This is a genomic window from Paenibacillus sp. FSL R5-0744 (genome assembly GCF_037972555.1).
In the GTDB taxonomy this organism is placed as follows: Bacteria; Bacillota; Bacilli; order Paenibacillales; family Paenibacillaceae; genus Paenibacillus_AQ.
In genome coordinates this window covers 4151973-4168554 of sequence record NZ_CP150228.1, presented here as the reverse complement: position 1 = coordinate 4168554, position 16582 = coordinate 4151973, and the positions used below count along the sequence as shown (strand labels likewise).

The 16582-nt window shown below is 41.8% G+C and carries 12 protein-coding genes and 1 other annotated feature; of the genes, 7 read left to right on the top strand and 5 right to left on the bottom strand.

The window, feature by feature from the left end; genetic code table 11:
• Positions 1-103 precede the first annotated feature (103 nt).
• Positions 104-365 (top strand) — a binding site (T-box leader).
• A 44-nt stretch (positions 366-409) separates the two neighbouring features.
• Positions 410-2056 carry a methionine--tRNA ligase gene (gene metG, locus MKY19_RS18310; RefSeq protein ID WP_339796706.1) on the top strand — a complete coding sequence of 549 codons (1647 nt, stop codon included), beginning with the start codon at positions 410-412 and terminating at the stop codon, positions 2054-2056.
• 250 nt (positions 2057-2306) lie between these two features.
• Here metG and MKY19_RS18305 read toward each other — a convergent pair whose 3' ends face one another.
• Both MKY19_RS18305 and MKY19_RS18300 read right to left on the bottom strand, forming a co-directional pair.
• On the bottom strand, positions 2307-4754 hold the full coding sequence (locus MKY19_RS18305; RefSeq protein ID WP_339796703.1) for a glycoside hydrolase: 2448 nt from the start codon (positions 4752-4754) through the stop codon (positions 2307-2309).
• Between the two features lie 28 nt (positions 4755-4782).
• The gene (locus tag MKY19_RS18300) at positions 4783-6906 is read right to left on the bottom strand and encodes a DUF5054 domain-containing protein (RefSeq protein ID WP_339796700.1); all 2124 of its coding nucleotides are present in this window, start codon (positions 6904-6906) and stop codon (positions 4783-4785) included.
• Positions 6907-7061: 155 nt separating this feature from the next.
• On the opposite strand from MKY19_RS18300, the gene MKY19_RS18295 reads away from it, so the two are divergent.
• From MKY19_RS18295 to MKY19_RS18270, 6 genes are all read left to right on the top strand, one after another.
• Positions 7062-7946, top strand: a complete 885-nt coding sequence (locus MKY19_RS18295; protein ID WP_339796697.1) for an AraC family transcriptional regulator — start codon at positions 7062-7064, stop codon at positions 7944-7946.
• 90 nt (positions 7947-8036) lie between these two features.
• Complete coding sequence (locus MKY19_RS18290) at positions 8037-8711, top strand: GntR family transcriptional regulator (protein ID WP_339265568.1); 675 nt, start codon at positions 8037-8039, stop codon at positions 8709-8711.
• A 130-nt stretch (positions 8712-8841) separates the two neighbouring features.
• A complete protein-coding gene (locus MKY19_RS18285) occupies positions 8842-9918 on the top strand; it encodes a mannonate dehydratase (protein ID WP_339796693.1) in 1077 nt (358 codons plus the stop codon).
• Between the two features lie 33 nt (positions 9919-9951).
• Positions 9952-10608, top strand: coding sequence for an RraA family protein (locus tag MKY19_RS18280; protein WP_339796691.1), 657 nt, complete (start codon positions 9952-9954; stop codon positions 10606-10608).
• Positions 10609-10642: 34 nt separating this feature from the next.
• Complete coding sequence (locus tag MKY19_RS18275) at positions 10643-11605, top strand: DUF4432 family protein (RefSeq protein ID WP_339796689.1); 963 nt, start codon at positions 10643-10645, stop codon at positions 11603-11605.
• A 17-nt stretch (positions 11606-11622) separates the two neighbouring features.
• Positions 11623-12393, top strand: coding sequence for a glucose 1-dehydrogenase (locus MKY19_RS18270; protein WP_076286264.1), 771 nt, complete (start codon positions 11623-11625; stop codon positions 12391-12393).
• 81 nt (positions 12394-12474) lie between these two features.
• Here MKY19_RS18270 and MKY19_RS18265 read toward each other — a convergent pair whose 3' ends face one another.
• The 3 genes from MKY19_RS18265 to MKY19_RS18255 are packed head-to-tail and all read right to left on the bottom strand — an operon-like array spanning position 12475 to position 16468.
• Positions 12475-13935: an ABC transporter substrate-binding protein gene (locus MKY19_RS18265; RefSeq protein ID WP_339796687.1), complete on the bottom strand. Its 1461-nt coding sequence runs from the start codon at positions 13933-13935 to the stop codon at positions 12475-12477.
• Between the two features lie 51 nt (positions 13936-13986).
• Entirely contained in the window at positions 13987-14739 is a 753-nt protein-coding gene (locus tag MKY19_RS18260; protein WP_076286262.1) for a response regulator, read from the bottom strand.
• Positions 14717-16468 carry a histidine kinase gene (locus tag MKY19_RS18255; RefSeq protein WP_076286261.1) on the bottom strand — a complete coding sequence of 584 codons (1752 nt, stop codon included), beginning with the start codon at positions 16466-16468 and terminating at the stop codon, positions 14717-14719. Before MKY19_RS18255 ends, MKY19_RS18260 begins: the two co-directional genes overlap by 23 nt.
• Positions 16469-16582 lie beyond the last annotated feature (114 nt).

The window sequence follows — 16582 nt, the reverse complement described above, 5'->3', positions numbered from 1 at the left end:
TTTATATAAAAGACGAAAATTAATTGAAAAAGTTACAGTGAGCTTGATGTTTCACATTGACAATAAACAGAAAATTAAGTATCATTTCCAGTAACTTGAATATTTAAAGGCAAAGAAGAGAAAGAGTACCACGGCAATTCTTTCTACAGAGAGCTCCGGTCGCTGAAAAGGAGTAAAGAAAAACCTTGGGAATATGGTCTCAGAGCTGCGCATCGAAACCTTTTGGGTTGTAGGCTGCGCCGGAACCTGCATCCGTTATAGTGCTAGGGTATAAACGTTTATTAACGTCGTACCTGAAGAGGTAAATGTCATGAGGCATTTATAAAATTAGGTGGTAACACGTGAGTAGAACTCTCGTCCTTTGTGGATGGGAGTTTTTTTGTTGTCTAAAAAAAGGAGGAGAAGGTTAATGAGTAATGTGTTTATTGGTGGTGCTTGGCCGTATGCGAATGGATCTTTACATCTTGGAAGATTATCAAGTGTGTTGCCTGGGGATGTGCTGGCACGCTATTTTCGCAGCAAGGGGGATAACGTTTTATATGTGTCAGGCAGCGATTGTCATGGCACACCTGTAGCGGTTCAGGCTGCTAATGAAGGGATCACACCCGAAGCTTTTGCCAGTCGATACCACGAAGAGTTTCTGCAGTGTTTTGAACAGCTGGGATTTAGTTATGATCTTTATACTCGAACGGATCAACAGCAGCATCATAAGGTTGTGCAAGAGTTGTTTGCGAAGTTACTAGAGAATGGTCATTTATATAAAAAAACCATTGCGCAATGTTACTGTGAGGTGGATCAGCGCTTTTTGCCAGACAGATACGTGGAAGGGACTTGTCCAGTATGTGGCCAGCGGGCGCGTGGAGATCAATGCGATTATTGTTCTACGATTCTAGACCCTGCCGATTTATTGGACAGAGTCTGTAAATTATGTGGGAATACACCGTCAGAACGACCGACAGAACATTTTTATCTTAGCTTATCTAAATTTCAATCTGAATTAACGGAATATGTAGAGGAAGCACAATTTTGGAGAGAAAACGCTATAAAACTGACCAAACGTTATTTAAAAGAAGAACTGCTGGACCGCGCGGTAACAAGAGACTTATCTTGGGGTGTAGATGTTCCTATAGCTGGATTTGAAGACAAGAAGATTTATGTTTGGATTGAGGCGGTAAGTGGTTATTTATCAGCCAGTAAGCAGTGGGCTGCACAGTCTGGGCGGAGCTGGGAGGATTTTTGGTCAGAGGAACAAGAGGACATCACCGCTTATTATGTCCATGGTAAAGATAATATTCCTTTTCACACCCTGATATGGCCAGCCGTCTTATTAGGAGCAAGAGAACTACATTTACCGGATCGGATTATATCCAGCGAATATTTAACCCTTGAAGGGCAGAAGTTCTCCACTAGCCGTAATTGGGCAGTCTGGGTACCTGATATTCTAGAGCGGTATCATCCTGACTCTATTCGTTATTTCTTAATTGCCAACGGGCCTGAGAAGCGGGATACGGATTTTTCCTGGAGAGAGTTTATTTATAGTCATAATGGTGAGCTACTTGGAGCATTTGGTAACTTTGTGAATCGCTCATTGGCTTTTGTAGAGAAGTTTTATGAAGGGATCGTGCCAAGTGGAAAGTTAGATAAGGGGTGGAGCGACAACATTGACCTCTTGTATCTGGAGTCAGGACGCCTAATTGAAGCGGGAGATTTGAAGGATGCGCTCGAGTATATTTTCTTTTATGTACGTAAGGCAAATCAGTATTTTGATCGGCAAAAACCTTGGATTCAGGTAAAAGAAGATCAGGAGTCCTGTGGTTCTACAATATATACATGCGTGCAGATTATAGCTAATTTGGCGAATTTGCTGCATCCGTTTCTACCGTTTTCTTGTGAGAAGATCAGGGGATTCCTATCGCTTGAACTACCGAATTGGAAGCCCCGCTCGGTTCCCCCTTATCAACAGGTAACTGATTTGCAATTATTGTTTGAACGAATTGATATAAGTCAAATTAAAGAAGAAGAGCAAAGATTAGAACAACAAAAAGTCAATAAATAGGAATGGTTAAGACAAGCTCCGGGCAGGATCCTTAACCCTTTAAAAACATCCCTGCTGATTAACCAATAAATTACATCACAGCATAGCAAAAAGGACGCCTTTTTTTGTGGAATCATTTGTACCATCAAATGACTCTGTAACAGAAAGAGGCGACCTCATGTGAAAGTCTAAAATGCTTCCAAATCTTATTCAATCCGTACTTCTCGAGGAAGACTTTGTGATTCGTCTAACTGATAATATGATTATTCTCTTACTTACTTGTTCTCCATGCAAGGATACCCGCGTTCATACTCTTACAAGCCTCTAATGCTACTTCTGACGTATTAAGCTCATCCCCCCAAGCGATGTAGTAACGGAATTCATAGAATCCACCTAGTGTCGCCTTAAAGTTCGTTTCCCAATAATTATTCATGGGCCATGAATAGAGATGGGCTGGATCATGCACGAGTCCAGGGTGTCCGCTCAATAGTCGATCCTCATAGTCTAAGGAGCCGAGTTGGATGAGAGGTGTATCTGGCATCGCAATGGCAACACCATGTGTGTCACGGACAAAAGCTACACCTTCATCGACACAATAGAAATCTGCTAAGGATCCAGGCAATTGATCAATTCGTGGACGTAAGGCTGCGCCTGTCTTTTCTATCCACAGCGCATCTTGCCCAGCAGCGGGAGCACTCCCAAACGGAAGTGAAATGTACACATTTTCTGGATCCCATACACTTTCCTTATGTATGCGTACGGCTACATCAGCACGTGCGCGATCACCGTATACGGTGACGAGTAAGGAATAGTGACTGCAACCATTCACGCGATAGGTCAATTGAACTTTTCCATAAAGGGCACCCTTTTCAACGATATTGACATCAACTAATGCTCCGACAGAGGTTATCGCATCAGCGCCTCTACGATTTCGTCCCATCTTACGACGTACATCATACATGCCAAATTCATTAGGTGCTTGTGTTACGTTGTAGACAGGGGAGAATGCATTGTGTTTCCGATCAGACCGTAGTAAATCTTGTTGACTGCTTTTGTCGACCCATTTCGTAATCCCTGCCCCAAGTTCCCATTCGATCCGAACGAAAGGTGACTCGATAAATTTCGGTGTCACATGTAGCTTCGGTGGAACAGGTGGAATAATATCCAGCATGCGATCGGATCCAACATAATCGGTGCGATACGCTGTTACAGGTGGATGCGCTTCGATTGCCTTGATCGTCAATTGGACCTTTTGATTCGGCTGCAAGGTTACTGGAATGGTAATGATGACCCCGCGGTGTGCCGTCACCATTTGTGCTTCATAGACAGTTCCAGTCACTTCATCGAGTACTTCAAAACCTTTTTTCAGCTCTGTAATGTACCAGCCCTCCATAATTAATTGGGCATAATCGGTTTGGACAAAGTTATTTGGGTTATGCAACTCAAATTTCATAGGACGATCTGGTCCTAATAGTGCATCTCCTTGTGCCTCAAGGATATCGTATAATGCGGTATGGGCAAGTGCACTCGCATTGGCGGCATAAGCTTCTTTACGACAGCCCAGCTCTTGTACGAATGGGTTCCAAGGTTCTGTCACAGAGGAATGGTATCCCCATGTATGTTCAGCAAATAAAGCCAACTCGTATTCAATCGCCTCAAGCCGCTCTTGGTCAACAATCTCACGGGTAGGATCTAATTGCTTCACTTTCGTGTACACGCGTTGCGCCTCTCGGAAGATCTGAACATGCATCGGAGTAGTAGCTGAGCCATCTGTCCACCAATCCGGCCAATCTCCTCGAAAGGTCTCGATCTCATCCGGATGCTCGTTCGCATATGCTCTTAAATCTGTAAAGAAATCATCCAGTGTCGCTGGTTGAATCAAGATCCGATCACCATGCAACGCATTCCAATGGTTTACAAAATCCATTAATGCGGCATTCGGTGAGCCATTATCTGTAGGGAGCCCAGATACCATGACAGGTACTAACGGGAAGGTATAGCCATCTTCAACTAATTGCTCTAAATATCGATCAAACCGCGCTTCAGCGACTTCCAAGGACACGCCTTTTCGCACGTCATGCTCATCACGAATGGTATAGGAACCTCCTATACCAGGAATCAAGCCGAGGTCATTTCCGAACATATAATGCTCGCCACTCCACGTTAGAATTCGATCACCTTTTGGTGTTTCCCACCAGAATGGAATTTGTTTCTTCCATAATGGAAACATGGAGTGATGTGTATGAATACAGGTTATTAAATTCTCGATACCAGCATCGGCCAAGACTTGACTATATCCCCAACCAAAGCCAGTGATGTCTGCAGTCATAGCAGAACGTACGGGGAATTGAATCGATTGACCATAGTCAGTAATCCGTTGAATCATGACGGAGAGCATCTCTTGATTTAATTGCTCGCCGAAATTGAGATAGGTTCCAGATAGACCGATATAGCCTTTTTGTACCGCTTGCGCGAATTCTTCTTTTTCTGTTGGTGTCGCTTTTAAGAGGAAGGATTCAACAGGCCAGAACGTTTCGCATACCCATTTGTAGCCCTTCCAATCTAGGCGAGCACCGCTTTCTATGTCACGTACAATTTGTAACGCTTGCCGAATGTAATTGACATGATATTGCCGGATTTTCTCTTGACGTTCTGTATAGCCAACATCCGTATGGGAATGTTGAATGACGTAAATTTTCCATGGTTTGTGGGTGTTCATTGTAAAGCTCCTCTCAGGTATTTTATGATTAAAGATGAGATTGGAATTTCAGCTTGAAGCGAAATAACGCATCTTCTTCGTACCAAGCCTGGAAATTTGTACCCCAGACATTGTTGTGTAAATTGACATGCATTCCTCCAGTAAGTGAAGCGAATGTATGATCAAATTGCACAAGCCGTGGTTCTCCAGGAGATACGAGCGCGGCATCTAATGTCGTGATATCCACTTGACCGTCCGCTGCCGCATAATACATGCCCTGATCTACCGCATGCAGATTGCGATTTCCCCCTTTAACAACGTCTAGTGGGGAAGTGAGTTGTCCGATTTTATCAAGCTTCCATTGATTTGGATTATTGACGATCGGATTGAAGCTCATCCATGCTGCTTCTGGGAGGCGATATGCATCCTTATGGAACCATTGAAGCTTACATTCTACGGTAGCAGTGTGCTTCTTAAATATATATTCGATGGTCAACTCTCGTGGAGCACCCATTCCTTCACTAGCTGCTCTAGGCATCTTTAACGTAGCAAGGACAACATCCTGTTCTTCTCCACATAATGCTTGCAAGGATAATAGTTTGGGTTTCGTCACGTTATGCATTATCCATTCTTTCGTCAGATCCATACCTGGTTTCCCGAAATCTCCGGTTGCCCATACATGCGTATCTTTCCATCGCACGTGATATTCACGGTACCAACGATCATAATCCGCTTGGGAGAAAGTCTCATATGAGAATAATCCGATCGGGTTGTTCGGCCCAGCCCACTCTCGATTACGTTGGTCTAGCAAACTGATAATAGAACCGTTATCCTCAAACACGACCTCAAAGTCTCCTAAAGTATAGGATTGATCCGTGTACAGGATTGTCGCATCCGCATTAGCAATCTGTGGACGAACCGGTCGTAATGCGGCTAGAGCAGCTCGTGCTTCGATCTGACGTTTTACGCCCAGAGTAGATACGGCATTTTCTAAATATTCCCTTTGCTCTTGCCAAGACTGCTCCATGAGACTAAATGAGCGGGCACTAAGCTTCTCCACGGCTTCCACGCCGAACATCTCGATCATTTCAGCGCGTGAATTTTTTTCGTAAAAACGATATTCAAGTGGGTTTAAGTTCACATCAACCTTGTCTCGAGCTCGTGCTTGCTGAAAATCTTCCTTATCATAATGAATGTAATCTGCCAGATAACGCTTAATATCTACACCCCACGTATGCTCAGGAATCATAATTAATTCATCGCAGAAGTTGTGATATTCCTCGTCGGCTGCAGCAAGAGATCCTTCTAGTAGCCATTTACTCTTTAAGCGAAGTAGTTCACGATAACAAGCTAATTTGTAGGGATCAGTCGAAGATCCATGGATCCAGCTATCCCCAATCTCTTCTTCGACGATCGGTAACGTATCACGAATGGCCCATACCTTCTCCGCATATTGATCCAACGTGGATGCTCTGATATCCGCATGTGGATAGGCCTCACGAAGTTGAGTGAATTCCGCTTTAATTTGTTCAACGGTGGAAGGACCATGATTATCATGCGTATGAGCAAAGTATAAAACATCATTCAAGCCTTCTGTTTCGAAGGTTGTTCCATAATCTTTACTATATTGAACGACGATTTCAGAACCATCTGGATTTCTCCACAAAAACATCTCAGGAACATGAGGAACATGGCTTGATGGGTTTACACCTAAATGAAGATACTTCATACCCGCCTTGGCCATATGTGTAATCAGCGCACGTGTATGACCAGGGACATCCGTCATTTTGGCTGCAATGGTGTGGATACCAAAGCGTTGGTCAAGACGTGTGGCCATTTGAATACCGTAATCTAGAAGCTCGGCATCGTATAATTCGGTATAGGTCGTGAAAGGGAGGCCATGCCATCTTAAATAGCCTTTTGCAATAGCTTCCTCTACTTGCTGTTTCTCCTCGGTTGTTCCATGTTTGAGTAAGTGATGAATTAACCAAGAACCCGTTGTCCAAATAAAAGAACCTTGATCAGGATGTTCATCAAAGTACTGTGCTGTTGTGATTGCACTTGGGAAAAATAGTTTCATATAACGATCAGTAACATGTTTAGCGAGATCGGTATATCCGATATCTAAATGTGTCTTGAATACAACATGGATCTGTGGTGTGCTGTGTGGCACGTTTATCACTCCTTATTCGTGTTTACGCTTTCAGTTTAAAACAATTTATATCATTTGACTTTTCAATTTGTATCTAATAGGATCAGAAACATAAATGAGCAAATATACGATTCGGAGTAAGCTAATGTGATCAGAAGAGAGGCAGCGTGTATACGATGACAGACGCTATAAAGAGTGAACGCTGGGTATATTTAATCGATTGGGAAGAGGGTCCTGCAGCCCATGTTAAAGATCTGATCCTTCTGGGATACGACCATTTCAGTAGAGCCATGCCTTTGACAAATCACGTGCACGAAGATGCTTATGAGTTTGTATATATGGAGCAAGGAACCGCAGTGTGGGAAGTTAATGGTCAATTTCACCCAACGAGCGCACAGCATATCATTTATACACGACCTGGTGAACGTCACCGTGCTAGTTTTGATTATATTGGGCCATGTAGGATCTGGTGGATCATCGTTCGTGATCCGCTGCAGCATGGTCATTGGTTCGGACTGGATGATGCTGAACGCCAAATATTTGCACAATGGATACATCGCTGTCCTCGTATTCAGTTGGTTAGCAAGGAAATCGTAGATTATTTCAAAAGGGTCCAACAGTTAATTAACCAGCAGGATACAGAGCTTGTGGAATTTCAGATTCGTCATGGAGTTCTGGAAATTCTACAACGCATTTTGCATAACACTCCACTCAAAGCGCAGTCGCATGATATGCACGCGTATACGCTGGAGCTTAAGACAAGACTGGAACAGAATCCATCTGAACGCTATACGATAGGACAGCTTGCGTCGGAGATTGGTTTAAGTGAGTCGCACTTTTACCGTATATTTCGTGAAATGAACGGACAATCACCAACAGCGTTTATGGATCGGATTCGAATGGACTGTGCTTGTCGTATGTTAGAGGAATCGAAGGTGAGCATAACGGATGTTGCTATGGAGCTTGGGTTTAAGACGAGCCAACATTTCGCGACGGTCTTCAAGAAATTAATTGGTGTAACGCCGAAGGCATGGCGCACACATTCGAAAGTCTGCAATTAAGTATTGAATTTCTGTAAGATGCATCTTATAATGAACTTAAATCTAATATCTGATATTTCAGTTTGAACTTGAATCAATTGGAGTTGTCCTATGAATGTAAAAATTGAACGACTAGATTTAAATGAGCAAGTGTACCAAATTTTGAAGAATCAAATCCTTACGCGGGAATATAAAGGTGGTGCACGACTGGATCTCAATGATTTAAGTGAGAAGATGGGGGTTAGTAAAACTCCTGTGAAGCTTGCGATCCATCGATTGGCGAATGATGGACTTATTGAAGTCGTATCACGGTCAGGTACCTATGTGAGTCAATTAACGAGTGGGCGAATCGCTGAAGTGATGGATGCTCGCATCATGATTGAGAAATGGTGCATAGAACACCTATCGCAGGAAGATCGTGAGCATCTTGTTACGAAATTAACAGAGTTTGTGGAGCGTGCAAGTACCCATCTGAATAGTCCCCAATTTTTGTATGAACAATTTCTAGAAGCAGATGTTCTGTTTCATAAAGCTATTGTGACGATGAGCCATAATCAGTTAATTCTAAAACAATATGAGCTCTTAAATAGCTTTCTGTATATTTCACGTATATTTCATTTCCAGAACTTCGATCGATCTAATGAAGGTTTGCTAGAGCACGAGCAGATTATTGAGGAAATAAAGCAAGATCGCCTGGAACAAGCGACTCATTTACTCGTGTCGCACTTGGAGAAGAGTAAGAAACACATGATGTTTCTAATAGAAGAAAATGGTGGGGCTATCTAAACTGACTGGTATTTCCTGCACAAACGCTACTCGCTCTTAAAAGGACGATGTAGTCGTTTATGCTTGTTTATACTGATATTTCAGATTTTAGATTGGATGATCTAACCAAGCATGTAAAGGAGCAAAAGAAATGCGATTAGGTATTGGTTTATATCGTCATATGTTACATACAGATTATTATCGATTTGCGAAACAGGCAGGCTGTGAGGCGGTTGTTGTCCATCTCGTAAATTATTATGGAGATATTGATGATGAGGGACTTCCTTCAACAGATGGGCAACGAAATTATGGTGTAGCACGCTTAAATGACCCAATCTGGGAATATGAGAATCTTGTGAAATTAAAAGAAGAGCTCAATCAAGAAGGACTTGAATTCGCAGCGATTGAAAATTTTAATCCATCGGATTGGTATGATGTGTTACTTGCTGGCCCAAAACGAGACGAACAAATTGAACAGATTAAGCAGATCATCCGGAATGTAGGTCGAGCAGGGATTCCTGTAATTGGATATAACTTCAGTATTGCTGGTGTGTGGGGACATATTCAAAAGCCATCTGCACGAGGAGGAGCGCTAACATCGACGTTTCATCCTGACAGCAATGAGTTAAATCATCCAATCCCACTGGGTCAGGTATGGAATATGACGTATGACGCGAGTTTGTTAGATAAGGGATATCTCCCACCAACCTCGGAGCAAGAAATATGGGATCGTTTGGCCTATTTTCTAGAACGTGTTCTACCTGTTGCGGAAGAAGCTGGGGTTAAATTAGCATTACATCCAGATGATCCGCCGATGCCGCAAATTCGTCAGCATGCTCGATTAGTGAATGAGCCTGATAAATATCAGAAAATGATAGACCTTGTTCCTAGCCAAAGTAATTCGATTGAGTTCTGTATGGGCTCTATTCAAGAAATGGTGAGTGGAGATGTGTATGAAGCAATTGATCAATATGCTTCACAGGATAAAATTTCATATGTTCATTTTCGTAATGTTAAAGGGAAGGTGCCTCATTACACAGAGGTTTTTATCGATGAAGGTGATATTGATATGTTGAAAGCATTACGTGTATTGAAGAAGCATCAGTTTACAGGTGTACTTATACCCGACCATACGCCACTAATGACTTGTGATGCGCCTTGGCATGCGGGGATGGCGTATGCGTTAGGTTATATGCGTGCCATTATGCGTCAAGTTGAACAAGAATAAGAGCATAAATATTATAGTAAAGGGATGAATCTTATGAAAAATCAAGCCTATTTAGATCAATTGCAAGAAAAACTATATTCTGCCGTCATATCTGATATTTTGGATAGTCTAGAGCTACGTAATCAGGCATTACCACAGCATATTCGTCCCCTAGACCCGGATATGGTCGTATGCGGTTACGCCAAAACAGTCCAAGTAGCAGACGTCTATCGAAAACCGGCTCAAGCCTATAAAAAGCAAATTGAAGTGCTAGATGGTATGCAGCCTGGTGAAGTTTTTGTTGGTGATGTCGGGGGTTCCGAGCGCTCTGCCTTCTTCGGTGAGTTAATGTCCGCAGCTACGATGGTGGCTGGAGGTAGAGGTGCTGTTATTGATGGCCTGTGCCGTGATGTAAAGAAAATCAAACAACTAGGCTTCCCTGTGTTTGTAAAAGGGACGCGTCCAACCGATTCTTATGCCCGCAATGAGGTGATTGATTTTGATGTACCGATCAAAATTGGTGACGTACAGATACAGCCAGGTGATCTTATTTTCGGAGATATAGATGGTATTGTTGTCGTTCCGAAGGATGTCGAGGATGAAGTCATTGCAAAAGCATTCGAGAAGGTGAACGGAGAGAATATGGTTCGTGAGCATATTTTGAAGGGGATGAAAGTATCCGAGGTATTTGAGAAGTTCGGGATCCTGTAATATGGACATTCGAACGATTTCAAACCCTGGTCACATGGACGTGTTACAGGTCGTGGGAGACGGATTAATCGTAGAGTTTCTGCCAGAGAAAGGTGGAGATATCTATAAAATATGTATTGATCGTACGAATATATTATGGGAAAGCCCTTGGGGAATCTCCAAGCAAGGGAATCGCATCGATTTCTGTCATACGTCCAAGGAGCGCTGGTTACAAAGCTACCCGGGGGGCTGGCAAATTTTATTCCCCAATGCAGGGGATGATAGCTATAACTATGGAGTTATGCATAATTTTCACGGCGAGGCTTGTCAGGTACCCTGGACATATAAGCTCGGAGAAGTAATGGATACAAAGGTTCAGATTATATTCTCCACACTACTTTATAAATCACCTTTTGCGATGGAGCGAATTGTAACGATAGACGAAGTAGAGCAGTGCATTGAGTTGAAGGAATCCGTTACGAATCAGGGGCAGCAAGCTTTGTATGCCGAATGGGGACAGCATATCGCGTTCGGTGCGCCATTCATTGGACCTGGAACACGGCTTGAAGCACCTGCGAGATCGGTCGAATCGTATGAGCGGGATTCGGAATTATCTCGTTTGAAAAAAGGTGTATTTTCATGGCCGATCGAAGAGATGGGTTGTGATCTAGGACATGTCCCTTCAGGAAAGGCTACAGATTTTGCGATTCTAAAAGAGTTGACGATGGGATGCTATACGATTATAAATGATAAAATGGATTTACGTGTTCGTGTAGAATGGGATGTAGACACGATGCCAAACCTGTGGTTGTGGCAAGAATTTAATGGTCTTCAAGACTATCCATTCTACGGGGCCTGTTATGTCATGGGTGTAGAACCAAATTCGGCTTCACATGAAGCGGGGTTACAGGAATCGATCCAACGTGGTGAAGCCATTGTGATCAAGGCGCAGCAGACAAAGTCATTTGCATTGAAATTATCATGGAGTAGCTCGATGAATGGAAGTCATACGACGTAGTGTAAGGAGATGTTCCTATGTTTGACGATTTACAGGGAAAGGTATTTATTGTCACAGGTGCAGCGCAAGGCATTGGTAGAGGGATCGCGCTTCGCTTGGGCAAAGAAAAATGTAAAGTCGTTATCAATTTTACGAGTGATCAAAGTAAAGCTTTAGCCGAGGAAGCGATTGCGCTCATTGAAGCCTCAGGCGGGCAAGCTGTTGCGTGCCAAGGTGATGTAGGACAAGTGGATACCGCCAATAAATTAGTTGATGTGGCGGTAGGTCATTTCGGAACATTACATGGAATTGTTAATAATGCAGGGGTACAGTCTCAATATCCATCGGAGCAATTACCTATAGATGAGTGGAATCGGATCATGGATGTGAATCTGCGCGGAACATTCCTAGGGTGCCAAGAAACGATTAAATATCTCCTGAAGAAAGATATGCAGGGAAGTATTGTGAATGTATCGAGCGTGCATCAACAGATTCCTAAGCCTCAATATGTACATTATGCTTCGTCCAAAGGTGGGTTAAAGCTACTAACTGAATCATTAGCACGTGAATATGCCGATCGAGGAATTCGGATTAATGCCGTTGCTCCTGGAGCGATTGATACGCCTATGAACGGTAAATTACTCAGTGATCCGCAGATTACTGAACAAATATTGAACAAAATTCCTTCACGTCAAATTGGAACACCGGAACAAATTGCTGCACCTGTAGCTTGGTTACTGTCTCAAGAAGCAAGCTATGTGACGGGAGTTACGATATTTGCTGATGGTGGAATGGTCTTGTATCCGTAGAGTATTTGATGAATATGTATGTGTAAAAACCCCATGAAGCACTTCATGGGGTTTTTACATGAAACTATGAAAGGATAAAACTTAATTGGAATGATGCTCCTGCCAAGTATTTAACTGCGCTTGAATGGCTTTGCGTACGTCGTCGATACCTGCTTCGTGCAACTCTTGATTGAATTTGGGCAGAAAGGTATCTACATCGACGCTGCCGGTCATGAGAATCGGATAATATTTATTCCAGACGATTTCGATCTCATCGACTTGCTCAGATAGCGAGGAAAGGTCTGGATTAAAGCCGAGTACTTTAGATTCTACCACTTTAGCATTGTACGCTCTGTATTGTTCCCATTTATCTAGCGGATCAGGATATTTTCCACCAAGTGTTTTTAAGATAAACCAATTGCCTTGTGTATACTGTATCCCAGTATAATTTGGTGAAACGAGGACAACCTGGCCCACTTTGTTTAAATTGTAATGGACTCCTTCGATCCCATAGTTGAATAAATTACGTAATTCGGGATCGGTATTTAATAAATTTAGAAATTTAATACTTTCCTCCGGATGCTTCGTATTTGCATTTACAGTCATCATGCCACCAAGAACGGATTCTGTCGTTGCCACTTCTTGTGTTACCGGATGAGCGACCACTTGATAGCCCAGATCCTTACTCCAAACACTCTCGGATAGCGGGCCTCCGCTTGCGGATTTCCAGAAAACTTTCAACCCGCGTTGAAGTGAACTTGGTTCACGCAGCGCAGCATCTTTATTAATGAAACCAAGTTGATAGTATCGTCGAACGGTCTTTAAAATTTGTTTGGCTTCATCCGTTTCGAAAATATTGACGATCGAAGCATTTGATTGTGTCGATTGAATCATTAATGGAATTTTATAGTTCGTTATATATTCATATCCATACATCTTAAAGAAATTATGAGCATCCCGGTTAAATTCCATGGGCAAGTAATCGGGCTCATTTATTTGAATCATACGTAACAGTGGCTCTAGCGATTCTAGCGTGTTGTATTTCGTAATATCAATGTGATATTTCTTTACAAGATCAGCGGGATACATCCAATGCTCAACTACGGCTAATTCTTTATTCGTCGGTATGCCGTAAATGCTGCCATCAGGTAAACGGACACCTTTCCAGAAGATTGGATCAATTGCATTATACATGTCCTTGCCTTGGTTCATTAAATAGTCATTCAGCTTCAACCACTTTCCCTGTTTTGCATACGTAGAGTAATCCGGCGCAAATGCAATATCAAAGGGGGTATCGGATGAAATAATTGTATTTAATCGGCTATCGTATTCTTGCCAGCCAATTTTGTTATAGGTGATCGTAATGCCGATTTTACGCAAAAGGACTTCATTTATTTTGTCATTCACCTTACGTAGATCATTGTCCGGCTCGCCGATCGTATAATAAATAAGGTTAACGGGCGTTTCATTATTAGATATTGGAGCCTCTGTATGTTTGGTGCAACCGATTAATTGAATGATTAGTAATAGAAAAAGGCCAAAGATAAACCAACGTTTATACATGACATGCATCTCCTTGACTCGTTCTTGGTAGCAAATCGTTGTCTAACTTTTTTAGCGCAGATCGGAAGGAGATTTTCCGTAATAGCTATGGAAATGTGTGTAGAAATAATTCATGTTATTATATCCGACTGAACATGCGATCCAATGGATTTTCTCATTCGTGGTCTGGATAAGCTCTTTAGCACGTTGCATGCGATACAGCATTAAATATTCGGAAAGCTTCATATTCGTTTCTTTAATGAACAATTGCCCGAGATAGGTGCTATTCATTTGAAAACGATCGGCGACAGATTTTAATGTAATATTCTGATTGAAATCTTCTCTGACCATGAGCAAAATACGATTTACTAGCTTCGATAACGAATCGTAAGGAACACCCATGACTGGATCCAAGTGGGCAGTGCTCGTCTGTGGATCCCCAATGCTACCATGAAGATCGTCAACAATTATTTTCTCGATAACTTGCTGGAGCTTTTCTTTCTCTAATGGCTTTAATAAATAATCTTTGACCCCACATCGGATAGCCTGTTGAGCGTAGCTAAAATCACTATACCCGCTCATAATTATATATTTCGTAGGAAGTTGAACTTCATTGAGTTGTCGAATGGCATCATAACCAAGATTTTTACCAATACATACATCAAAAATAGCGATATCAGGAATTAATTGTACGGCTCTGGATACAGCAGCATCCGTCGAAACACAGGTTTCGACATAATCAAATCCATAGTGCTTCCAATCTAGAATTCGTTTCATACCTTCTAAAATTTGTGGCTCGTCATCAACGATTAAAAGTTTGTACATCTCTAGTCACCTCTTTAGAAATCTGTACAGAAATCCTTACGCCTGCTTCATCATTGTTCTCAATGTGCATTGAAAAACCTTCATCATAGTAAAAGCTTAATCTTGCATAAACATTATATAAACCAATACTCTTGGTCGATATTTCATGTTTACTAGACAGTATTCGTCGTATATCGGCTAAGCGTTCTTCCTCAATCCACACCCCGTTATCAATAAATTCCAATCTGTAGTAATGCTCATCTTCGCTACCCTTGACGACAAATAAATTAAATTCTTTCTCTTTGTCAAAGCCATGAATGAAAAAGTTCTCCGCCAAAGGCTGCATCCAAAATTTAATGGTGGGTACATCGAGTAACGAATCTTCCATATCAATTTGGTAATAAAAGTGGTCAGGATACTTGAACTCCATAATTTTTAAATATTTTTCGAGTAGCTCTAACTCGCTTCCAATAGAGATAATGTTCTCTTTTTTTACCATTTCACGATAAAGGGCACCTAAGGTAGCAATCGCATCGGCTGTATGCGCATCTTGATTGACTAATGCGGTAGAACGAATGACCTCCAAGGTGTTATATAGAAAATGAGGATTAATTTGATGCTGTAGCGCTTTCATTTCAGCTTCTTGCTGTTTCAATTTTAGCAAATATTCATTACGAATATGTTTATCTAACTTGTGAATCATGTCATCCACTTCACGTGCAATCATACCATATTCATTTCGACGATAGCGTGCAGGTTTGTTTGGAGTGAAGTTCGCTGTCTTCACGCGTTTTATAGACTGAATAATACGGTGCAGGAATCGTGCGTCATCTCGCAGGTTATAGACAACGAGTAAAAGAACACAGGTCATGGCTGTTAAAATAACTAGAAATAATAAAATAAGCGTAGACGCATGCTGCTGAACCAATACCTTTAATTCAATGGTGCTAACAAACTTATAATTAAATTTGGTAGATGGAAAAGTGACATAGAAAATGGGAGACATCCAGTTTTTTAGTATTACACCATGCGTATTTTTATTGGCAATGGCCTGCTGAATGATCTGCTCAGACATTGTATTGTCGTTGCCAATCAGATACACTTCTCCTGATTCATTAATCGCTGCTGCATGGCCAAGCTGATAATTATTAACGATGCTAAAAATTCGCTCACTGCTAATTTGAAAGCGAATTTCGGCGGAACCCTCCGCAAGCTGAAGCAATTTTTTGCGATATACAAACCCCCGTTGATTATTCTCAGTAAACATAAGATCATCATTGGATAGACCAAACTGGAAGTGGGGAATGCCATTACTATTAAAGTCTATAACATTGCCTTGCTTCACTGTATGAACACTAATTTGTGTAATATCTCCTTGCGCCCAATTGTACAGATAAGTTTTCACATCTTCAGGAAAAGAGATAAGCGGTCGTTGATTGAATGTACTGTTCTTTAATCGTTTAGTAAGATACTCATCAATGGTTGGACTTAGAAAATAGCTAGCATCGTTCATCAAATCTTGATTTGAATAAATACGCTGCATATAAGCTTCAATACGATCTGCGTCATTCTGTAAGTTGTTCTCTGTGCGAGAAAAGGCATTTGCAGCCTCGATGCGGGCATTACCAACGGACTGATTGATGACGATGGCACTGGTTAGTGCTCCTAACGTCAGTCCGATTAACAGAATGAATATCACATAGGTCCAAAATTTACTACGATAAATTTTAATGCGTAGAAACGTATTCATGTGGCACCTCAATACATGTTGGTTGTAATTGAATATAGTACAAAAAGATCTATATAATCAATTACAACTTGCCTATTCTACAACAAAAGCACATGGTATAGTTGTCAAACTATA